The 20,305-nt window shown below is 60.5% G+C and carries 19 protein-coding genes; 11 read left to right on the top strand and 8 right to left on the bottom strand.

Annotated features, from left to right (window positions below):
* Window positions 1-29: 29 nt before the first annotated feature.
* Window positions 30-1,304 (bottom strand): glutamate-5-semialdehyde dehydrogenase, encoded by a 1,275-nt coding sequence (locus ABDX87_RS10740; RefSeq protein WP_346832845.1) that lies wholly within the window; start codon window positions 1,302-1,304, stop codon window positions 30-32.
* Between the two features lie 247 nt (window positions 1,305-1,551).
* On the opposite strand from ABDX87_RS10740, the gene ABDX87_RS10745 reads away from it, so the two are divergent.
* Both ABDX87_RS10745 and ABDX87_RS10750 read left to right on the top strand, forming a co-directional pair.
* Window positions 1,552-2,235: a DNA-3-methyladenine glycosylase gene (locus ABDX87_RS10745; RefSeq protein ID WP_346832846.1), complete on the top strand. Its 684-nt coding sequence runs from the start codon at window positions 1,552-1,554 to the stop codon at window positions 2,233-2,235.
* A 3-nt stretch (window positions 2,236-2,238) separates the two neighbouring features.
* Window positions 2,239-3,555 (top strand): bifunctional DedA family/phosphatase PAP2 family protein, encoded by a 1,317-nt coding sequence (locus ABDX87_RS10750; protein ID WP_346832847.1) that lies wholly within the window; start codon window positions 2,239-2,241, stop codon window positions 3,553-3,555.
* A 58-nt stretch (window positions 3,556-3,613) separates the two neighbouring features.
* On the opposite strand, the gene ABDX87_RS10755 is transcribed toward ABDX87_RS10750, so the two are convergent.
* From ABDX87_RS10755 to ABDX87_RS10765, 3 genes are read right to left on the bottom strand one after another with little or no spacing between them, the layout of a single operon-like run.
* Window positions 3,614-4,204 (bottom strand): LON peptidase substrate-binding domain-containing protein, encoded by a 591-nt coding sequence (locus tag ABDX87_RS10755; RefSeq protein ID WP_346832848.1) that lies wholly within the window; start codon window positions 4,202-4,204, stop codon window positions 3,614-3,616.
* Between the two features lie 10 nt (window positions 4,205-4,214).
* Window positions 4,215-4,931 carry an LrgB family protein gene (locus ABDX87_RS10760; protein ID WP_346832849.1) on the bottom strand — a complete coding sequence of 239 codons (717 nt, stop codon included), beginning with the start codon at window positions 4,929-4,931 and terminating at the stop codon, window positions 4,215-4,217.
* Window positions 4,928-5,290, bottom strand: a complete 363-nt coding sequence (locus tag ABDX87_RS10765) for a CidA/LrgA family protein (protein ID WP_346832850.1) — start codon at window positions 5,288-5,290, stop codon at window positions 4,928-4,930. Before ABDX87_RS10765 ends, ABDX87_RS10760 begins: the two co-directional genes overlap by 4 nt.
* Window positions 5,291-5,617: 327 nt before the next feature.
* Between ABDX87_RS10765 and ABDX87_RS10770 the strand changes: the two genes are divergently transcribed.
* The 3 genes from ABDX87_RS10770 (at window position 5,618) to ABDX87_RS10780 (ending at window position 8,709) form a co-directional block, all read left to right on the top strand.
* Entirely contained in the window at window positions 5,618-6,073 is a 456-nt protein-coding gene (locus tag ABDX87_RS10770; RefSeq protein WP_346832851.1) for a MaoC family dehydratase, read from the top strand.
* A gap of 141 nt (window positions 6,074-6,214) precedes the next feature.
* The gene (locus tag ABDX87_RS10775; RefSeq protein ID WP_346832852.1) at window positions 6,215-7,939 is read left to right on the top strand and encodes a C13 family peptidase; all 1,725 of its coding nucleotides are present in this window, start codon (window positions 6,215-6,217) and stop codon (window positions 7,937-7,939) included.
* Between the two features lie 128 nt (window positions 7,940-8,067).
* Window positions 8,068-8,709 (top strand): oxidoreductase, encoded by a 642-nt coding sequence (locus ABDX87_RS10780; RefSeq protein ID WP_346832853.1) that lies wholly within the window; start codon window positions 8,068-8,070, stop codon window positions 8,707-8,709.
* Between the two features lie 170 nt (window positions 8,710-8,879).
* On the opposite strand, the gene ABDX87_RS10785 is transcribed toward ABDX87_RS10780, so the two are convergent.
* From ABDX87_RS10785 to ABDX87_RS10800, 4 genes are all read right to left on the bottom strand, one after another.
* A complete protein-coding gene (locus ABDX87_RS10785; protein WP_346832854.1) occupies window positions 8,880-9,170 on the bottom strand; it encodes a YceK/YidQ family lipoprotein in 291 nt (96 codons plus the stop codon).
* Complete coding sequence (ubiX, locus tag ABDX87_RS10790; protein WP_074756983.1) at window positions 9,163-9,792, bottom strand: flavin prenyltransferase UbiX; 630 nt, start codon at window positions 9,790-9,792, stop codon at window positions 9,163-9,165. Before ubiX ends, ABDX87_RS10785 begins: the two co-directional genes overlap by 8 nt.
* Window positions 9,789-11,138 (bottom strand): UDP-N-acetylmuramate:L-alanyl-gamma-D-glutamyl-meso-diaminopimelate ligase, encoded by a 1,350-nt coding sequence (gene mpl / locus ABDX87_RS10795; protein ID WP_346832855.1) that lies wholly within the window; start codon window positions 11,136-11,138, stop codon window positions 9,789-9,791. The genes ubiX and mpl overlap by 4 nt, the downstream gene beginning before the upstream one ends.
* Window positions 11,139-11,383: 245 nt before the next feature.
* Window positions 11,384-13,300, bottom strand: coding sequence for a sigma-54-dependent Fis family transcriptional regulator (locus tag ABDX87_RS10800; protein ID WP_346832856.1), 1,917 nt, complete (start codon window positions 13,298-13,300; stop codon window positions 11,384-11,386).
* Window positions 13,301-13,622: 322 nt separating this feature from the next.
* On the opposite strand from ABDX87_RS10800, the gene exaC reads away from it, so the two are divergent.
* The 6 genes from exaC to ABDX87_RS10830 all read left to right on the top strand — a co-directional run bounded on the left by exaC (window position 13,623) and on the right by ABDX87_RS10830 (window position 19,633).
* Entirely contained in the window at window positions 13,623-15,143 is a 1,521-nt protein-coding gene (gene exaC / locus ABDX87_RS10805; RefSeq protein WP_346832857.1) for an acetaldehyde dehydrogenase ExaC, read from the top strand.
* A gap of 348 nt (window positions 15,144-15,491) precedes the next feature.
* A complete protein-coding gene (locus ABDX87_RS10810; RefSeq protein WP_346832858.1) occupies window positions 15,492-15,944 on the top strand; it encodes a GNAT family N-acetyltransferase in 453 nt (150 codons plus the stop codon).
* 348 nt (window positions 15,945-16,292) lie between these two features.
* Complete coding sequence (locus ABDX87_RS10815) at window positions 16,293-16,940, top strand: DedA family protein (RefSeq protein WP_346832859.1); 648 nt, start codon at window positions 16,293-16,295, stop codon at window positions 16,938-16,940.
* Window positions 16,941-16,944: 4 nt separating this feature from the next.
* On the top strand, window positions 16,945-17,763 hold the full coding sequence (locus ABDX87_RS10820) for a zinc-dependent peptidase (RefSeq protein ID WP_346832860.1): 819 nt from the start codon (window positions 16,945-16,947) through the stop codon (window positions 17,761-17,763).
* Between the two features lie 107 nt (window positions 17,764-17,870).
* Entirely contained in the window at window positions 17,871-18,398 is a 528-nt protein-coding gene (ppa, locus tag ABDX87_RS10825) for an inorganic diphosphatase (RefSeq protein WP_062384817.1), read from the top strand.
* A gap of 512 nt (window positions 18,399-18,910) precedes the next feature.
* Window positions 18,911-19,633, top strand: coding sequence for a LexA family transcriptional regulator (locus ABDX87_RS10830; protein WP_346832861.1), 723 nt, complete (start codon window positions 18,911-18,913; stop codon window positions 19,631-19,633).
* Window positions 19,634-20,305 lie beyond the last annotated feature (672 nt).

The following is a 20,305-nucleotide window of genomic DNA, read 5'->3' on the forward strand; positions in this document are numbered from 1 at the left end:
TGCCTGCTTGTTGCCGAATATCGGCCAAGTCAGACAGGCCCCTGCCCACGCAACTGGCGGCCGTCACCGACGACGATGTATTTCTCGCAGGTCAGGCCCTCCAGACCAACCGGCCCACGGGCATGAATCTTGTCCGTGGAAATCCCGATCTCGGCACCCAGACCGTACTCGAAGCCGTCAGCGAAACTGGTGGGCGCGTTGATCATCACCGAACTGGAGTCGACTTCCGCCATGAAGCGGCGCGTCTGAGCCTGAGAGTCGGAGACGATGGCGTCGCTGTGGTGCGAGCCGTAATGGTTGATGTGCTCGATGGCCTGATCCAGCCCGGTCACTACGCGAATCGACAGGATCGGCGCCAGGTACTCGGTGTGCCAGTCTTCTTCGGTCGCCGGGATCGCATCGATCAGCTCGCGAGTACGCTCGCAGCCACGCAACTCGACGCCTTTCTCGCGGAACTGACCTGCCATCTGCGGCAGGAAATCAGCGGCAATCGCCTGATCCACCAGCAACGTTTCCATAGCACCGCAGATGCCGTAGCGATAGGTCTTGGCGTTGAAACAGATGCGCTGCGCCGACGCCAGGTCGGCGTGTGCACTGACATACACGTGGCAGATACCGTCCAGGTGCTTGATGACCGGCACCTTGGCATCGCGACTGACGCGCTCGATCAGACCCTTGCCGCCCCGTGGAACGATGACGTCCACGTATTCCGGCATGGTGATCAGAGCACCAACGGCGGCGCGGTCGGTGGTTTCAACCACTTGCACCACGGCAGCCGGCAAGTCCGCTTCGGCCAGACCGCGCTGAATGCAGGTGGCGATGGCACGATTGGAATGAATGGCCTCGGATCCGCCACGCAGGATGGTCGCGTTGCCGGACTTCAGGCACAGGCTGGCGGCGTCGATGGTCACGTTCGGACGCGACTCATAGATGATGCCGACCACGCCGAGCGGCACGCGCATCTTGCCGACCTGAATGCCCGAAGGCTGGAAATTCATGTCGCGGATTGTGCCAATGGGGTCGGGAAGGCTGGCGACCTGACGCAGACCGGCGATCATGCTGTCGATACGAGCCGGGGTCAGGGCGAGGCGTTCAAGCAAGGCAGGTTCAAGACCATTCGCGCGGCCAGCGGCCAGATCCTGCTCGTTGGCGGCGGTCAGATCGTCACGGGCAGCGTCCAGCGCAGCCGCCGTCGCGGCCAGCGCGCGGTTTTTCTGCGCCGTACTGGCACGACCGATCACGCGCGAAGCTTCGCGGGCGGCGCGACCCAGGCGGGTCATATAGTCAAGAACGGACTCAGTCATGGTCTCAGAGGTCTTGGCAGAGAGGAAAGCGGCCGATTATAGCTGTCGTGCGGGCTGAACGACAGCGGCGACAGGCGGATGGTCGATATAAGCCGGTTTTGTTCGGTGATAACCGGGTTTGCAATGACCGTTCCCACGCTCTGCGTGGGACTGATCATCAGCCATGTAGAAGCTCCCTCGCCATTCAGCTGCAATTAAGCCCGACATTGCTATCATCGCGGTCCGATCTGCGGATACCCCAAACACCATGCCCGACCAGCCCTCCCGCCCCTTGCCCGACAGCTTCTTCGACCGTGACGCCCAGACGCTCGCCCGCGATTTGCTGGGCAAAGTCGTCCGTCACAAGGTCGGTGAGTTATGGCTGTCGGCGCGCATCATAGAGACCGAAGCCTATTACCTCGAGGAAAAAGGCAGCCACGCCTCGCTCGGCTACACAGAAAAACGTAAGGCTTTGTTTCTGGAAGGCGGCCACATCTATATGTATTACTCACGAGGCGGCGACTCGCTGAACTTCAGCGCGCAAGGACCGGGCAATGCCGTGCTGATCAAATCGGCTTATCCGTGGGTGGATGCGTTCTCGGACGCAAACAGCCTGGCGCAGATGCAACTCAACAACCCCGACGCCAGCGGCAATATCCGCCCGCCAGAGCGCCTGTGCGCGGGACAAACGCTGCTGTGCAAAGCCCTTGGCCTGAAGGTGCCGATGTGGGACGCCAAGCGCTTCGATCCCCAACGGATCTTTGTGGAAGACGTCGGGCAGCGACCTGCGCGAATCATTCAAGCCACCCGCCTGGGCATCACCGCCGGACGCGACGAGCACCTGATGTACCGCTTCGTCGATGCCGAATACACGCGGTTCTGCACGCGGAACCCGTTGCGACGCGGACAAGTCGAAGGCCGCGACTACTTCATTATCGAGCAAGGACACTGACCCATGGGCGCATGGCTCGACAGCATCACCGCGTGGCTGACCGTCAACCCGTCGTGGCTGGGCGCTGCGATCTTTCTGGTCTCGTGCCTGGAATGCCTGGCCATCGCCGGCATCATTGTGCCGGGTACCGTGGCCCTGTTCGCCATCGCGGCGCTGGCCGGCAGCGGCATCCTGCCCTTGAGCGAAGCGCTGCTGCTGGGTTTTCTGGGCGGCCTGCTGGGCGATGTCGTTTCTTACTTTCTCGGACGGCGTTTCCATCAGAATATCCGCCGCCTGCCGGGTCTGCGTCATCACCCGGAATGGATCGCAGGCGCCGAGACGTACTTCCAGCGCTATGGCATCGCCAGCCTGCTGGTGGGTCGCTTCATCGGCCCGCTGCGCCCGATGCTGCCGATGGTGGCCGGGATGTTCGACATGCCATTCATACGCTTCGCCGGGGTCAGCGTGGTTGCGGCCGCCGGTTGGTCAGTCGCCTACATTCTGCCGGGCTGGGCGACCGGCGCCGCCATCCGCCTGCCGCTGCCTGAAGGGTTCTGGCCGGAGGCAGCGTTTGTGGGCGCGGGGCTGGCGTTGCTGCTCGGCGTGGCGATACAGAGCAGCCTGCGGGCCAGACGCAACGCGACCAAGCTGATCGCATTGACCAGCCTGATCATGCTGATCGCGGTTTTTCTGGGCTGGCCGTACCTGGCGCACCTCGATCAGGGCGTGATGACGCTGGTGCAGGAGCATCGCAGCGAAGCGGCGCAAAACTTCGTGATTTTGGTCACCGGTCTTGGCGACTTCAGGACACAGTTTTGCGCGGCCGCCCTGCTGCTGATCATCCTGGTGGTCACTCGCCAATGGCGTCACGCGATCTTCGCCTGCGCCACGACGCTGGGCGCGGCGATCATCAATCAGAGCATGAAGCACACGTTCGCCCGGGCGCGGCCGGAGGTGCTGGCCGAACCGCTCTCGACCTTCAGCATGCCGAGCGGACATGCCTCGGCGTCGTTTGCGCTGTTCATGACGCTGGCGGTTCTGGCGGGTCGAGGTCAGCCCGCCCGGTTGCGCCTGACGTGGTTGCTGCTCGGCGCGATCCCTGCGGCATCGATCTGCGTGTCGCGGGTTTACCTCGGCGTTCACTGGCCGACGGATGTACTGGCGGGAATGCTGCTGGCGTTCTTCACCTGCGCGGCGAGCCTGGCCTTCGTGCAGAACAAGGAAGTGTTGCCACCCTTGCCGTTGCGAGTGTGGTGGCTGCTGCTACCGGCCATGGTCGCGCTGCTGGGAGGGTTTGCCTTCCACTCCATGACGCACGGTTTGATTCGGTATGAGTATTGAGCGCAGCTCGAACGAGCTACGCAGTGCAGGGGCGCGCCTGCCGCTCAAGTAAGCAAGGTCACGCCTGCATATCGCCCTGCATCTCATCCAGCAAATCCTGGATAGCGTCGAGGCGCTCTTCCGCGTCGTCGATTTCCAGCAACTCGATCTTGTCTTCCTCGGCGAACGGCAGCAGGTAGGCCAACTGGTTGGACAGCGACTGTTGGCCACTGGCCGTCAGGCCCATGTTCAGCGCGGCAACCATCGGGTGCTCAGCCAGCGCGGCCAGCAGCGCAACGAGGTCTTCGTCCTCTTCCTGCAGCGGCTTTTCGTCCGGTTCCTCCAGCCACTCCACCTCGGCAAGCAACAGGTTATCGCGCTGGGTTTGGGCCTCGACCACCCGGAACCGTCGACCGCCGACCACGCGAATGCCCAGCAAGCCGTTGTCCTGTTGCTGAAAGTCAGTCACCAGCGCTTCACAGCCGATTTGCGAGAAACCTTCAGGCACATTGCCGACTTCACTGCCCTCGGTGATGCAGACCACGCCAAAGCCTTCACCCTGTTTCATGCAGCGGCCAATCATGTCCAGATAGCGCGCCTCGAAAATCTGCAGATCGAGTACACACCCCGGAAACAGCACAGCGTTCAGCGGAAACAACGGCAACGACATAAACACACCCTCAAGCAACCAGAGACACCGCCAACGGCAGGAACAAGGCCGTGGCGACACCCATCAAACTCATGGCCAGCGCCGCGAAGGCACCGCACTCTTCACCTTCCTGCAAGGCCGCCGAAGTGCCCACGGCGTGGGCCGTCAGCCCCAGGGCCATGCCCCTTGCTTCCGGGCTTTGTACGCCCGCCAGGGTCAACAGACCGGGGCCGAATATGCCGCCAATGACGCCGGTGATCAACACGAAAACCGCGGCCAAGGCCGCCACACCACCCATCTGTTCAGCCACCAGCATGGCAATGGGCGAGGTCACCGACTTGGGCGCCATGGTCATCAGGATCATGTGATCGGCGCCCAGCACGTAACCGAGCCCCACGCACAGCGCCGTCGCAAACACCCCACCAATCACCAGCGTAGTCAAGACCGGCCAGAACAACTGCCGGATACGCCGCAGATTCAGATAAAGCGGCACCGCCAGCGCCACCGTGGCAGGCCCCAGCAGGATGCTGAGGATCTCGGTGCTCTTGCGGTACTCGACGTAACTCAGCCCGCAGGTGACCAGCACGCCGATCACCACCAGCATCGAGACCAGCACCGGCTGCAGAAAGACCCAGCGGGTTTTCTCGTAACCGGCCAGCACCACTTGATAGGCGCCCAGCGTGATGGCGATGCCGAATAGAGGGTGATGGATCACGGACAACCAGGCGCCTTGCCAATCCAGACTCATGAGGGCTCCTGGCGTCGGGCCTGACGGTTGATGAGCTTCTGCATCAACCAGCCGGCGAAGGTGAGCGAGATCATCAGGGACAACACCAGCGACCCGACAATGGCCCAGAAATCGTCAGCGATCTGCCCGGCGTACACCATGACGCCCACCGCAGGCGGCACCAGCAACAACGGCAGATACCGCAACAAACTGCTGGCGGCCAGGCTGATAGGCTCGGTGACTTCTCCGCGGATCATCAGGTAGACCATCAACAGCACCAGCCCGATGATCGGTCCCGGCAGGATCGACAGGAACAAATGATTCAGCGCCGTCCCCACCAACTGGAACAGCACCAGCCACGTCAGGCCTCTTAGCAACATAGAAAACTCCAGCAAATTCGCGGCGCCATTATACGCACGCAGTCTCGTCAGCTATGGGTCGGTATTCGCAAGCCTTCGGATTCTTGACCAATGGCCCTTAGCGTGCTGATCTTCAAGTCCGGCGAAGCCCCTGTGGGCGTGAGCTTGCTCGCGAATCGCGAAGGGTCCGTCGACAGATGCATCACAGACATACCGCACTACCGGGCAAGCGCGCTCCTACATGCGCTCATAAACCGCAATCGAGCGAAGCAATAAAGAAGCCTATAGCCGCAGATCCCTGAAAAAACAAAACCGCATGCCGAAAACGATTCACTAAGGAGAGTATCGATGCCCTATGTACCTGTTGCAGCGCTCAAGAGTTATGAAGGCAAGGAACTGGGAAGTTCCGAATGGCTGACCATCGACCAGGAACGTATCAATCTGTTTGCCGAAGCCACCGGCGACTTCCAGTTCATCCACGTCGACCCGGTCAAAGCGGCGCAAACGCCGTTTGGCTCGACCATCGCCCACGGCTTTCTTTCCCTTTCGCTGATTCCCAAGCTCATGGAATCGCTGCTGGTGCTGCCTGAAGGCCTGAAGATGGTGGTTAACTACGGCCTCGACAGCGTGCGTTTCATTCAGCCGGTGAAAGTGGATTCGCGCGTTCGTCTAAAAGTTGCCCTCACGGAAGTCACCGAGAAAAAGCCTGGCCAGTGGCTGCTCAAAGCCACTGCAACGCTTGAAATCGAAGGCCAGGACAAACCTGCGTTCATCGCTGAACCGCTCTCCCTCGCCTTCGTGTAAAACCCCTGAAACGTGAAACAGTCGTAACAGACTGTTTCACCACGCTTCCCGGCTGCGGCATACTCGCTGCGGCTGTGTGAGCGACTCGATACAAGTCCACGAATCTGATCACGCCGAAACACCTCATTTTCGGGATTTACCATGCGCGCGCTTGCTCCTCTGGCCCTTACCCTTCTGATTACCGCGTGCGGTGACGGCGAATCGCTGTTGCCGGCTGACGCCCGCTTGCCTGACGGTGGCCGCTATCGGGGTGATGTCGTCAATGGCGTGCTGCAAGGCAAGGGTCGCATCGACTACCCCAACGGCAGCTGGTACGCCGGGGAATTCGCCAAGGGTCAGTGGAACGGTCAGGGCGAGTGGCACGCGAACAATGGCGATGTCTACAAAGGCGGCTTCCGGGACGGCTTGTTCGACGGTCAAGGCACGCTGACGACCAACGGCGGCAGTTACGTCGGCGGCTACAAACTGGGGCGACGCGAAGGCGAAGGCACGCTCAAAGAGCACGGCATGAGTTACCGCGGCGAGTTCAAAGCCGACCTTTACGACGGCCTCGGCCATCTGCAACTCGAAGACGGCAGCGAATACCAGGGCCAGTTCTCCCACGGCAAACCCAACGGCGAAGGCCAGCGCAGCGACGCGGCGGGTAACCAATTCAGTGGCAAATTCGTCGATGGCCAGCTGGAAGGCACCGGCAACTTCACCAGCGCCGATGGCGATCAATATGTCGGCGGCTTCCACAACAATCAGTTAAACGGTCGCGGCCGCTATGAAAACGCCGATGGCGATGTCTGGTCCGGCCAGTTCAAGGACGGCGCATTTACCGGCAAAGGTGAGCTGATCGGTTCGGACGGCACCAACTATCAGGGGCAATTCCGTAACTGGCGCTTCGCAGGCGAAGGCCGCTTGAAAATGCCCGATGGCAGCCTGTACGTCGGCCAGTTCGACAACGACAATTACGATGGCCCCGGTGTATTGACCGCCGCAGACGGCAGTGTGCAAAGCGGTACGTGGTCCAACGGTCAGCGCGTGCGCGACGCGATGGGCAAGCTGCTGCCCGATCCGCTGGAAGTCGGCTTGCTCGCACAAGGTCCGTTGCTGGAAAAAGCCCTCGCCGCCGTACCGGCCTCTACGCCCGCAACTGAGCTGTACAGCCTGGTGGTCGGTGGCGACGGAAAGCAGAGTGTTTTCCTGCGCGAAGCGGATTACGTGAACAAGCTGCTGTCGAGCCGCTTCGGGGCTTACGGCCAGATTTCACTGGTCAACCACCGCGACCACATGGCCGACCGCCCGCTGGCGACCCGCGAAAACATCAGCCGCGCCGTGCAAACCCTCGCCCAGCGCAGCGGCCCGGAAGACCTGATCTTCATTTACCTCACCAGCCACGGCACCCACGAGCACGAACTGGTGCTGGACCAGCCGCGCCTCGAACTCTCGGACTTGCCCGCCAACGAGATGGCCGGCGTGCTCGCGCCGTTGAAGAACCGAGACAAGGTGGTGGTGATCTCGGCCTGCTACTCGGGCGGTTTCATCCCGGCCATCAAAGACGACAAAACCATGGTCATCGCAGCCTCCCGTGAGGATCGCGTGTCGTTCGGTTGCTCCGAAGAAGCTGACTTCACCTATTTTGGCGAAGCACTGTTCGGCAAGGCGCTGGTGGAAACCGATGACCTGATGCAAGCCTTCAACGACGCCAAAACCATCGTCGCGCAACGTGAGATCGAAGAGAACTTTGAAGCCTCCGAGCCGCAGATCTGGGCGCCCAAAGGCGTGCTAGCACGCTGGCAACAGCTGCGTAAAAGCCAGGCAGAACGTGCGTTGAACACCGTGTCGGTCGGCAAGGGCATGAAAGCCGCGGCCAGCCACTGATGCCCGGCTTCGGCCGGACGAAATCGCCGCGACATGAAAAATTCGTGAGTTTTGTGAAACCAGCGTCATCCGCACACAGTCTGTTCCGATAGAGCGCCTATGCTTGTGCGTATCAAGGGAGAAAGACCATGTACTTGACGCCGCAACACATCCTGCTTGCCGGAGCGACTGGATTGACGGGCGAACACCTGCTCGATCGCTTGCTCAATGAGCCCACCGTCAGCCGCGTATTGGCGCCAAGCCGGCGCCCGCTGGCCGAACACCCTCACCTGGAAAACCCCGTAGGCGACTTCACCTCTTTGCTCGCAGAACTCGGCGGTCGGGTCGATATCGCCTTCTGCTGCCTGGGCAGCACGATCAAACAGGCGGGCTCTCAAGATGCGTTTCGCGCCGTCGACATGGACATGGTCGTGGCCTTTGGCAAGCGCGCCCGGGAAATGGGCGCACGTCATTTGCTGGTCATCAGCGCCGTAAACGCCGACCCTGAATCCAGCATTTTCTACAGCCGCGTCAAAGGCGAAATGGAAGAAGCGCTCAAGGACCAGAACTGGCCGCAACTGACCATCGCCCGCCCTTCCCTTTTGATTGGCGAGCGCGAAGACCAGCGCTTGGTGGAGCAGTTGGCCGCGCCGATTGCCAAGCTGATTCCCGGCAAATACGGCGGCATCGAAGCCTGCCAACTCGCCCGCGCACTATGGCGCCTGGCGCTGGAAGAGCAGGACGGGGTTCGTGTGGTCGAGTCGGATGAGTTGAGGCGGTTGGGGAAATAACACGCCTTGCAGCGCTGCAGGATGCCCTGTGGAATGCAGTCCCCTGTGGGAGCGAGCTTGCTCGCGAATGGCCAGCAAAGCCGACACATTTGTATCGGTCGAAAGATCATTCGCGAGCAAGCTCGCTCCCACAGGTCGTTTATCAGTTCATTTCTCAGCCATCAACAGACCTACAACCCACCTGTCGCCTGAAACCCTACGCCCAGCGCCGTCAGGATAGATAGCGGCAGCAGTAAAGTGTCCAGCAACGCGCTGCCCGGCAGGTCCAGCATCGGGTATTTCGGCGCTTCGGCACCGAACCGGTCCTTCTCGCAGCAACCGCCTTGAATCGCATACAGATCCAGCCGCGTACCTGAATACACCACAGGCGCGCCCGGCTGATTGGCATCCAGCGTGCGCACCGTTGAACAACCGGTGGCGAGCAAAAGGCCGAGGGTGAGGACGAACAGCTTCTTATTCATCGGCGCCAAAGTGATGCTCGCCCCAACGCGGCAGCATGTCCTGAGGAATGTTCAGAAGATTGAGAATCCGGGCGACGACGAAGTCGACCAGGTCATCAATGGTCTGCGGCTGGTGATAGAAACCCGGCGAGGCCGGAAGAATCACCGCGCCCAGATTCGACAGCTTGAGCATGTTTTCCAGATGAATGCTGGAAAACGGCGCTTCGCGCGGCACCAGAATCAGCTGACGGCGTTCCTTGAGGGTGACGTCCGCAGCGCGCTCGATGAGGTTGTTGCACGCGCCCGTGGCGATGGCAGACAAGGTGCCAGTCGAGCACGGCACGACGACCATGGCGCTCGGCGAGCCCGAACCGGACGCCACCGGGGACATCCAGTCTTCTTTGCCGTACACCCGAATCTGCCCGGCAGCCGCGCCGGTGTATTCCGTCAGGAACGCCTGCATCATTTGCGGTTTGGGCGGCAGAGTGACGTCGGTCTCGGTGGCCATCACCAACTGCGCGGCCTTGGAGATCAGGAAATGCACTTCGCGATCTTCACGCACCAGGCAGTCGAGCAGACGCAGGCCGTATTGCGCGCCGGATGCGCCGGTCATCGCGAGGGTAATGCGTTCAGGGCCGCTCATTTCAGCGCCTCGGCCAGTTTGCCGTGCAGACCGCCGAAGCCGCCATTGCTCATGATCACCACGTGAGTGCCCGGCTGGGCCAGACCCTTCACGCGCTCAATGATGCCTTCCAGCGAATCGCAGACCACGGCCGGCACCTTGCACTGAGCTGCGGTGGCGCCCAGGTCCCAGCCCAGATTGGACGGGGCGTACCAGACCACCTGATCGGCCTGATCAACACTTTCCGGCAGACCGTCCCGGTGCGCGCCAAGCTTCATGGAGTTGGAGCGTGGCTCGACGATGGCAATGATCGGTGAATCGCCGACCTTCTTGCGTAAGCCATCCAGCGTGGTGGCGATGGCGGTCGGGTGGTGGGCGAAGTCGTCATAAATGGTGATGCCGCGTACTTCAGCGACTTTTTCCATGCGCCGCTTCACGCTTTTGAACGCACTCAATGCTTCGACGCCCTGTTGCGGCACCACGCCGACGTGCCGCGCGGCCGCCAGCGTGGCGAGCGCGTTGGCGACGTTGTGTTGACCGGTCATGCCCCAGTCCACGACGCCTTGGGCGACGCCTTCAAAGAGGACTTCGAACTTCGAGCCGTCCTCGCTCAGCAGCTTCGCCTGCCACTGACCGCCTTGCCCGGTGGTTTGTACCGGCGTCCAGCAACCCATTTCAATCACGCGCTGCAGCGCAGGCTCAGTGGTCGGATGAATCACCAGACCTTCACTCGGAATGGTGCGCACCAAGTGATGGAATTGGCGCTCGATGGCAGGCAGATCGGGGAAGATGTCGGCGTGATCGAACTCAAGGTTGTTGAGGATCGCAGTGCGCGGGCCGTAGTGAACGAATTTTGAGCGTTTATCGAAGAACGCACTGTCGTATTCGTCGGCCTCGACCACGAAAAACGGCGTGTCGCCCAAGCGGGCGGACACCGCAAAATTCTGAGGCACGCCACCGATCAGGAAACCCGGTGCCATGCCCGCGTGTTCCAGCACCCAGGCCAGCATGCTGCTGGTCGTGGTCTTGCCATGGGTGCCGGCAACCGCCAGCACCCAGCGACCGCGCAATACGTGATCGGCCAGCCACTGCGGCCCGGACACATACGGCAGGCCTTTGTTGAGGACGTATTCAACCGCCGGATTACCGCGCGACATGGCGTTGCCGACCACCACCAGATCCGGTGCAGGTTCCAGGTGTGCCGGGTCGTAACCTTGCATCAACGTGATGCCCTGCGCTTCGAGCTGCGTGCTCATCGGCGGGTAGACGTTGGCATCGGAGCCGGTGACTGTATGGCCCAAATCCTTGGCGAGAACCGCCAGCGAACCCATGAACGTGCCGCAGATACCCAGAATATGAATGTGCATGACCGACCTCTTAAAACGTTCGCGCAGGTTAGCGTAGAGAGGGTCAATTCGCACAGGTCAATTGCTGGAATACAGCCATGAGATCAAAGACTCCGTGGGATGGATACATCAAACGTCCAGGACGTTGTTGCCCTCTGTGGGAGCGAATTCATTCTCGACTGGCCAGTGAAACCGACACTTGTCTGTTGGCTTAACTATTTTTCGCGAATGAATTCGCTCCCACAGGGAATACGCTGGAGTCGAGCTTAGCGATTGATCCCATGCTTACGCAGCTTTCTATAGAGGGTGTTGCGACTGACGCCCAACTCCTTCGCCGCGTGGGTCATGTGCCAGCGTTGCGCCTCCAGGGTCGCGACCAATGCAGAGCGCTCGGCATCGTCCAGTGGCGACTCGCTGTGTTCAGCCTCGACGGCTTTTTGCGCAGCGCTCTGACGAATCAATGCCGGCAAATCGGCGAAACATATCTGATCGTCCTCGCACAACGCCGCCAGCGTTCTCAGGACATTGCGCATCTGCCGCACGTTGCCCGGCCAGTTGAAGGCCAGCAGTGAGTCCCTCGCCGCGGGCTCAATGACCACGGCATGGCCACCCGCCTCTTCCTCCAGCAGAAAATCCAGCAACTGACATTTATCACTGCGTTCACGCAACGGCGGGAGCGCGATCTCCAGGCCGTTGAGCCGATAGTAGAGGTCCTCACGGAAGCTGCCGTCCTCAACCCGCCCCAGCAAATTCCGGTGCGTCGCGCTGATGATTCGTACATCCACGGGCTGCGGTTCACCGCCAATCGGCACCACCAGGCGATCCTCCAGCACCCGCAGCAAGCGCGTCTGCAAGGCCACCGGCATGTCGCCAATCTCGTCGAGGAACAACGTGCCGCCATCGGCTTGCTGCAACTTGCCGCGCATCCCTTCCTTGCGCGCGCCGGTGAAGCTGCCGCCGCGATAACCGAACAGCTCGCTTTCGATGAGGCTTTCCGGAATCGCCGCACAGTTCAGCGCCACAAAAGGCTTGCCTGCCCGCTGACTGGCCTGATGCACGGCCTTGGCGAACGCTTCCTTGCCAGAGCCGGTTTCGCCATTGATCAACAGCGGCACATCGCGCTCAAAGACCTTGAGCGCGCGACGAAAATCCGTTTGCAGCGACGGATCGCCCAAGCAGATCCCGCTTAGCGCCGGCTGCAAAGTCGGTTTGCTGGCAATGGGAATAGAAAGCGGTTTCGCTCCGGGCCGCGACTGCCCACGCAGGAGTGCGAAGAATCCGCGCCCGTCCCGCGTCCGCAAGGGCCAGCGGGTGGTTGCATCGGGCGACGCACGGCCCATCAGTTCGTCCAGCGAACACTCGAATAACGTCGCGACGGACTGCCCGACCAGTTCGGCGCGCCCCAGACTCAACAGGTTCAGCGCACTTTGATTCAGCGCACTGACGCGACCCTCGCCATCGAACGCCAGCAAGCCTTCGCTGAACAGCCCGACCGATCCCGCCTGCAAATGGAAACGCAGCAGCCACTGATCGTCGCAGTGACGAAGGAAATAACTGCTTTCAATCATCTTCGCCGACAGATTGACCAGCGCCATGGTGTGAAACTGGCTTTGCCGGGACACGTCATGCCGAGCGGAGGAAACGTCCAGCACCGCGAGCAGGTCACCGTGAGGATCGAACACCGGGCTCGCCGAACAGGTCAGCCCGGTGTGCCGGCCGCGAAAGTGCTCGTCGCGATGAATCGTCACCGACTGCCGCTCGACCAGGCAGGTGCCAATGCCGTTGGTGCCCTCGCGCGCTTCACTCCAGTCCGCGCCCAGCCACAACCCGGCACGCTCGAAAATCCTGCGCTCGCCGGGCTCGGTCACACAATTGAGGATGACGCCTCGCGCATCGGTCAGCAGCACGGCATTGCCGCCCGATAACTGCTGATGCAGGTTGTTCATTTCGCCACCGGCAATCGTCAGCACTTGTTGCAGGCGCTCGCGGCTTTCCAGCACCCGGGCGTGCTCAAGCACCGTCGGCGCCATTGGCTGGGCGGGGTCGAGGTGATAGTCCTCAAGGCAACGCAGCCACGAACGAGCGATGGAAGGATCGGCGCCGGGGCCGTATTGATGATGAGCGTTGCCTTGGGCAACAGTCAGGACTTGTTGGGCATGTCGAGAGAAGGGGCTGCTGTGCATTTTTATTGTTCTTCCTAGGTTCTGCCTGGGGAGCTGTGAACCAGCATCCTCCTCGTCCCCGGTCATTGCAATGCTTCCAAAGGCGCAGCCCGGCGGGGTGTCCCACATTCGATACAAAGTGTCATTCGGGCCGTATCGAGGCTGGCACAACGACATCCTCCAATCCCCTCCTTTATCAGCAAAACCCTTATAAACCGGGGGCCTCGCGGCAATGGCCCGCGCTTTGCTCTACGCTCTTATCAAGCACAGCCGCCTCACCGCCGCTGGAGCAAGCAGCCGTGCGTTATCCCCACACAATCACAAGAGCAAGGAGATATTCACCATGCGTTATGCCCATCCCGGTACTGAAGGCTCGCTCGTTACCTTCAAGACCCAATACGGCAACTACATCGGTGGCGAATTCGTGCCGCCGGTCAAAGGCCAGTATTTTGAAAACACTTCGCCGATCACCGGCAAGCTGATTGCCCAGTTTCCTCGTTCCACTGCCGAAGACATCGATAAAGCGCTGGATGCCGCTCACGCTGCAGCCGATGCGTGGGGCAAGACCTCCGTTCAGGAACGCTCCCTGACCCTACTGAAAATCGCTGACCGCATCGAGCAGAATCTCGAACTGCTGGCCGTGACCGAAACCTGGGACAACGGCAAAGCCGTTCGCGAAACCCTGAACGCCGACATTCCGCTGGCAGTCGATCACTTCCGTTATTTCGCTGGCGTGCTGCGGGCTCAGGAAGGCTCCGCCGCTGAGATCGACGGCAACACCGTCGCGTACCACATTCACGAACCACTGGGCGTGGTCGGTCAGATCATCCCGTGGAACTTCCCATTGCTGATGGCGGCTTGGAAGCTCGCCCCTGCATTGGCGGCTGGCAACTGCATCGTGCTCAAACCCGCCGAGCAAACTCCACTGGGCATCACCGTTCTGATGGAGCTGATCGGCGACCTTCTGCCGAAAGGCGTGCTCAACGTCGTGCAAGGTTATGGCCGTGAAGCCGGTGAAGCGCTGGCCAGCAGCAAGCGTATCGCCAAAATCGCGTTCACCGGCTCGACACCAGTGGGCTCGCACATCATGAAACTGGCGGCCGACAGCATCATTCCGTCCACCGTGGAGCTGGGCGGCAAGTCGCCGAACATCTACTTCGAAGACGTGATGAGCGCCGAGCCTGAATTCATCGACAAATGCGCAGAAGGCGTGGTTCTGGCGTTCTTCAATCAGGGCGAAGTCTGCACCTGCCCTTCGCGCTGCCTGGTTCAGGAGTCCATCTATCCGCAGTTCATGGAAGCGGTGATGAAGAAGGTGCTGAAGATCAAGCGCGGCGACCCGCTGGACACCGACACCATGGTCGGCGCTCAGGCGTCGCAGCAGCAGTTCGACAAGATCCTCTCCTACCTCGACATCGCCCAGGGCGAAGGCGCCGAGCTGCTCACCGGCGGCAAGGTCGAGAAAATGGAAGGCTCGCTGGCGACCGGTTACTACATCCAGCCGACGCTGCTCAAAGGCAACAACAAGATGCGCGTGTTCCAGGAAGAAATCTTTGGTCCGGTGGTCAGCGTCACCACCTTCAAGGATGAAGCCGAAGCCATCGCCATCGCCAACGACACCGAGTTCGGCCTGGGCGCTGGCGTCTGGACCCGCGACATCAACCGCGCCTACCGCGTGGGTCGTGCGATCAAGGCCGGTCGCGTGTGGACCAACTGCTACCACCTGTATCCGGCCCACGCCGCGTTCGGTGGCTACAAGAAGTCCGGCGTCGGTCGCGAAACCCACAAGGTTGCCCTCGAGCACTACCAACAGACCAAAAACCTGCTGGTGAGCTACGACATCAACCCGCTGGGCTTCTTCTGATTCAGCGAAAACGCGTCACATGACGGCCTCTTCGGAGGCCGTTTTTATTGCAGGCGAGCGCACATTTTGGCCACCCCACCGTACCTGTAGGAGACGTCGGAGGTTACGACGGCAGCGATAGCGGTGGATCAATCACAGTTGAGTTGCCTGACACACCGCCTTCGCTGCCCTCGTAACCTCGGACGTCTCCCACAGAGGTGGGCGGTGTTGCGGACTTCGCGAACAGGAATCCAATCCGCTTTTGGATTGCGCTTTCTAAACCGCTTAGGCACAGTCAAAACCGTCTGTCCCAGTGCCAGGCGCGTCCTCCCCCGTTCATGAAATGCACTATGAAGCTGAGGCCCAACCATGCGGATCATCCAAGCCACCCTGGAGCACCTGGACCTGTTGACCCCGTTGTTCGTCAAATACCGTGAGTTTTACGGCGAACTGCCTTTCCCCGATTCCTCCCGCGCGTTCCTCGAAAAACGCCTGCGTCGCGAAGAATCGGTGATTTACCTGGCTTTGCACGATGAAGACGACAGCAAGCTGCTGGGCTTCTGTCAGCTCTACCCAAGCTACTCCTCGCTCTCGCTCAAACGCGTCTGGATCCTCAACGACATCTACGTCGCCGAAGACGCCCGCCGCCAGCTTGTCGCCGACCACCTGATCCAGAAAGCCAAGAAGATGGCCCGGGAAACCCAGGCCGTGCGCATGCGTGTCTCCACCAGCGCCAACAACGAAGTCGCCCAGAAGGTCTACGAATCGATCGGGTTTCGCGAAGACACCCAGTTCAAGAACTACGTGTTGCCGATTAATTGAACCAATGCCGCAGCTTCCATGTAGGAGCGCGCTTGCCCGCGATGGCGTCGGGTCAGTCGGCATCGGCGTTGCAGGCACACTGTAATCGCGAAACAACGCCGCAGCTCCCCGCGTAGGAGCGCGCTTGCCCGCGATGGCGTCGGGTCAGTCGACATTGACGCTGCAGGCCTACGGTGTTCGCGGGCAAGCGCGCTCCTACAAGGGGTCTGTGTTGCATCACTACCAAATGTTTCAATTGATGAGTCCCTCTAAGCAACACCCCGTTTCTTCCCTCTATAATGCGGCCCACATCGCTTCCACTTAACGACTCGCACGACCCGGATCGGGTCTCACACTCAGGTGCCGTACATGGACTTCAACCCCCTCGACATCATTCTTCACCTCGACGTCTACCTCGACATGCTGGTGACCAACTACGGCACCTGGGTCTACGCCATTCTGTTCCTGGTGATTTTTTGCGAGACGGGGCTGGTCGTCACACCGTTCCTGCCGGGTGATTCGCTGCTGTTCATCGCTGGCGCCGTCGCGGCCGGCGGTGGTCTGGACCCTGTGCTGCTGGCGTGCCTGTTGATGGCCGCCGCCATTCTGGGCGACAGCACTAACTACGTGATTGGCCGAACGGTAGGCGACAAGCTGTTCAAGAACCCCAACTCCAAAATCTTCCGTCGCGACTACCTGACCAAAACCCACGAGTTCTACGAGCGCCACGGCGGCAAGACCGTCACCCTGGCGCGTTTCCTGCCGATCATCCGCACCTTCGCCCCGTTCGTTGCCGGTCTGGGCAAGATGAACTACCTGCGCTTCGTGAGCTTCAGCGTGCTGGGTTCGATCCTCTGGGTCGGCGGCCTGGTGACGCTCGGTTACTTCTTCGGCAACATCCCGTTCATCAAGAAGAACCTCACCCTGCTGGTGCTGGTGATCATCCTGATCTCGCTGCTGCCGATGATCATCGGGCTGGTTCGCAGCCGCATGGGCCGTTCCGCCGAGGCGCGCTGATTCCATGTGGTCGCTGGGCGGCTGGCTCAAGCGCCGCACGCTGGCGCGCAACCCCGTTGATCCCGAGCTCTGGGATCGGGTGCGCCAGCGTTTGCCGATCCTCGATGGCATCAGCGCCGAAGAGGATCGCTACCTGCTCGACAGCTGCGTGCTGTTCCTGCAGGCCAAACACCTCACGGCGCTGGAAGGCGTCAATCTGGATGACGAGTCACGGCTGTTCCTCGCCGCGCAGGCGCAACTGCCTTTGTTGGCGCTGGGCGACCTGGACTGGTATCAGGGGTTTCACGAGATCGTCCTCTATGGCGACGACTTCATCAGCCCGCAGAAGCACCGCGACGCCAACGGCATCGAACACGAGTGGGACGGTGAACACAGCGGCGAAGCCTGGTCGCAAGGCCCGGTGATCCTCGCCTGGCCGGGCGTGCTGTCGAGCGGCGGCTGGGAAGCCTATAACCTCGTTATCCATGAGCTGGCACACAAGCTCGACATGCTCAACGGCGACGCCAACGGCCACCCGCCGCTGCACAACGACATGCGCATCCGCGACTGGACCGAGGCGATGCAAACGGCCTACGACGACATGAACCGTCAGCTGGACGCCGACCCCGACGCCGAAACCGCCCTTGATCCCTACGCCGCCGAAAACCCTGCGGAGTTTTTCGCCGTCACCAGCGAATACTTCTTCAGCGCCCCGGATTTATTGGTCGACGCCTATCCAGCGGTGTATCAGCAGCTCAAGGCGTTCTATCGGCAGGATCCTTTGGCGCGCTTGACGGCACTTCAAGCGGAAAACCCGGTCTATCAGGCTCAACACGACGCCTGAAGCCGACCGCCACGCATGGCATCGCTTCTCGAATGTGCCTATAATCCGGCCCACTTTTTGGCGTTGCACGCCAGATTCTGAATGGTCAACCAAGGGGGCAAAGCCCAATGAGCTACAGCAAGATTCCGGCCGGTAAAGACCTGCCGAATGACATCTACGTCGCAATCGAGATCCCGGCCAACCACGCGCCGATCAAGTACGAAATCGACAAAGAAAGCGACTGCCTGTTCGTTGACCGTTTCATGGCCACCCCGATGTTCTACCCGGCCAACTACGGTTTCATCCCGAACACTCTGGCGGACGACGGCGATCCCCTGGACGTGCTGGTTGTCACCCCGTACCCGGTCGCGCCAGGCTCGGTCATCCGTGCCCGTCCAGTCGGCGTGCTGAACATGACCGACGACGGCGGCGGCGACGCCAAAGTCATCGCCGTCCCACACGACAAGCTGTCCCAGCTGTACGTCGACGTGAAGGAATACACCGACCTGCCACCGCTGCTGATCCAGCAGATCGAGCACTTCTTTGCTAACTACAAAGACCTCGAAAAAGGCAAATGGGTGAAGATCGAAGGCTGGGCCGGCGCAGACGCTGCTCGCGAAGCCATCACCAAATCGGTCGCTGCCTACAAAGGCTGATCCGATTCGCTCGCTTCAGAACGCCCGCCTCGGGTGTTCTGAAGGGGCACCCCTCGGAAGTCGACTCATCCCCCTGTGGAAGCGAATTCATTCGCGATCGGCTGCGAAGCAGTCGCAAACCCTCCCCCTCCTCCGCTTTTGACGCCCCCTCGTCTTCAAACACCGTCTCAATTCCCCACTATTTCCCATTCAAATGTTTAATCACATCGACGTTCAAACAATTCGTTTACCCCAATAGAACACTTGCCTATTCAGGCAACAATCAGGGCGCTTATATTCATCAATAACCCAACAACCCCCGCTCTAAAAAGCCAACCTCTGCAACGCCCCCGCAAAACCGCGACTCGTACGCCCATTCGAACACTGTTGAGCTCAAACAAAACAGTGAAAGAAACAACCTACAAACGCCATCAAACCCTGTAATCCCAAGACTTGATTACAACTTTGAAGCTCCACTCATTTGAACACTTCGTTCATTTAAACAAATTTGAACCTTCCGTAAACTTCGGGCCATGAATACATCAGGTGATCGACTACGCGTCCTTCTGCGGGAGTGCCATCTCTCCGCCACAGACTTCGCCGCCAACCGAAAGGTGACGCCGCAACACGTGAACAACTGGTTCAAACGCGGCATCCCCATGGCACGCATCGAAGAAATCGCCGAACTGCTCAGCGTCAACGGGCGCTGGCTGCGCACGGGCGAGGGCCCCAAACACCCGGGCGAAGAGCGCGGCAAACGCGGCTTGGGCGGCCTTGCGAAACTGCGCACGGAGCGCGGCGGCCGCGAAGAACTGGACATCCCGCTGTACACCGAACTGCCCACCCAGAACCCCGGCCAGACCACCGTCAGCGAAACGCCCAACCACCGCGTCAAACTCTCACGACGCATACTCGAAGCCATGGACGTCGAACTGCAAAACGCCATCTGCGTCGCCATGTTCGGCAACAGCATGGCCGACAAGATTCAGGACGGCTCCCTCATCGGCGTCGACCGAGGCCGCACCCACGTCATCGACGGCGAAATCTACGCCCTCGAACATGACGGCATGCTGCGCGTGAAATACCTCTACCGCCTCCCCGGCGGCGGCCTGCGCCTGCGCAGCCACAACGCCGCCGAATACCCCGACGAAATCTTCAGCGCCGAACAGATCCAGCAACAGAACATCCACGTCCTCGGCTGGATCTTCTGGTGGTCCACCCTCAACAACCGCCGCCACCCCGCGACAATGCCTTGATGTACAAGGAAAAGGACAAATGGCACCGCATCAACGCTGGGCATCCGCCACGAACATGAGTATCCTGCACGCCTTCGTTTCAACACCCCTCGGCTACCCGCGGAGGGGTGACCGACCAGGCAACGTCCCCGCGACCGCCTCGTCTACCTAACAAGCGCCTCCTCGTAGCGCGCACTTTTGCGGATGGGTGCGGATAGCCAAAAACTAACCAAACCTGTCACCGAGAAGCCGGCCACAAGCCGGCTTTTTAATGTCTGCAAGCCGCTCAAATTCGTCTTGACTGAGTCGTAGCCACTGCCCTTCCATGAGGATGAAGACTGGAACACCGAAATCGCCGTCGTCATCTAGCCCGACTTACACCTGATGCCGGAGAGCCGCCCAGCGTGACTGGCACCGTACCCGAACGTTCCGAGTCGTCTGGTTTTACTGCCGGTGCCCGGCAGATCGCGAGCAAGCTTGCTACTACGGCCTTCGGCCAGAATCAAAGGCGATCCAGCGTGCGATACACCAAACAATGACGCCAGTATTCCCTCCCTCCCCGCTTCACCTATGCAAACTTTAAATAACCTCCCCTCAACTTAATTCGCTGTAAAAACCCCTGACATCCGTCCCTCTCTAGGGATAAGCCACCCTCGCGCGTTACACCCAACCCATTGATTCAAAAGCCACTCG

The organism is Pseudomonas abietaniphila (assembly GCF_039697315.1).
In the GTDB taxonomy this organism is placed as follows: Bacteria; Pseudomonadota; Gammaproteobacteria; order Pseudomonadales; family Pseudomonadaceae; genus Aquipseudomonas; species Aquipseudomonas abietaniphila_B.

Coding starts and splice junctions, on each gene's coding strand:
- ABDX87_RS10740 (WP_346832845.1), bottom strand. CDS start 1,304: ATGACTGAGTCCGTTCTTGACTATATGACCCGCCTGGGTCGCGCCGCC.
- ABDX87_RS10745 (WP_346832846.1), top strand. CDS start 1,552: ATGCCCGACCAGCCCTCCCGCCCCTTGCCCGACAGCTTCTTCGACCGT.
- ABDX87_RS10750 (WP_346832847.1), top strand. CDS start 2,239: ATGGGCGCATGGCTCGACAGCATCACCGCGTGGCTGACCGTCAACCCG.
- ABDX87_RS10755 (WP_346832848.1), bottom strand. CDS start 4,204: ATGTCGTTGCCGTTGTTTCCGCTGAACGCTGTGCTGTTTCCGGGGTGT.
- ABDX87_RS10760 (WP_346832849.1), bottom strand. CDS start 4,931: ATGAGTCTGGATTGGCAAGGCGCCTGGTTGTCCGTGATCCATCACCCT.
- ABDX87_RS10765 (WP_346832850.1), bottom strand. CDS start 5,290: ATGTTGCTAAGAGGCCTGACGTGGCTGGTGCTGTTCCAGTTGGTGGGG.
- ABDX87_RS10770 (WP_346832851.1), top strand. CDS start 5,618: ATGCCCTATGTACCTGTTGCAGCGCTCAAGAGTTATGAAGGCAAGGAA.
- ABDX87_RS10775 (WP_346832852.1), top strand. CDS start 6,215: ATGCGCGCGCTTGCTCCTCTGGCCCTTACCCTTCTGATTACCGCGTGC.
- ABDX87_RS10780 (WP_346832853.1), top strand. CDS start 8,068: ATGTACTTGACGCCGCAACACATCCTGCTTGCCGGAGCGACTGGATTG.
- ABDX87_RS10785 (WP_346832854.1), bottom strand. CDS start 9,170: ATGAATAAGAAGCTGTTCGTCCTCACCCTCGGCCTTTTGCTCGCCACC.
- ubiX (WP_074756983.1), bottom strand. CDS start 9,792: ATGAGCGGCCCTGAACGCATTACCCTCGCGATGACCGGCGCATCCGGC.
- mpl (WP_346832855.1), bottom strand. CDS start 11,138: ATGCACATTCATATTCTGGGTATCTGCGGCACGTTCATGGGTTCGCTG.
- ABDX87_RS10800 (WP_346832856.1), bottom strand. CDS start 13,300: ATGCACAGCAGCCCCTTCTCTCGACATGCCCAACAAGTCCTGACTGTT.
- exaC (WP_346832857.1), top strand. CDS start 13,623: ATGCGTTATGCCCATCCCGGTACTGAAGGCTCGCTCGTTACCTTCAAG.
- ABDX87_RS10810 (WP_346832858.1), top strand. CDS start 15,492: ATGCGGATCATCCAAGCCACCCTGGAGCACCTGGACCTGTTGACCCCG.
- ABDX87_RS10815 (WP_346832859.1), top strand. CDS start 16,293: ATGGACTTCAACCCCCTCGACATCATTCTTCACCTCGACGTCTACCTC.
- ABDX87_RS10820 (WP_346832860.1), top strand. CDS start 16,945: ATGTGGTCGCTGGGCGGCTGGCTCAAGCGCCGCACGCTGGCGCGCAAC.
- ppa (WP_062384817.1), top strand. CDS start 17,871: ATGAGCTACAGCAAGATTCCGGCCGGTAAAGACCTGCCGAATGACATC.
- ABDX87_RS10830 (WP_346832861.1), top strand. CDS start 18,911: ATGAATACATCAGGTGATCGACTACGCGTCCTTCTGCGGGAGTGCCAT.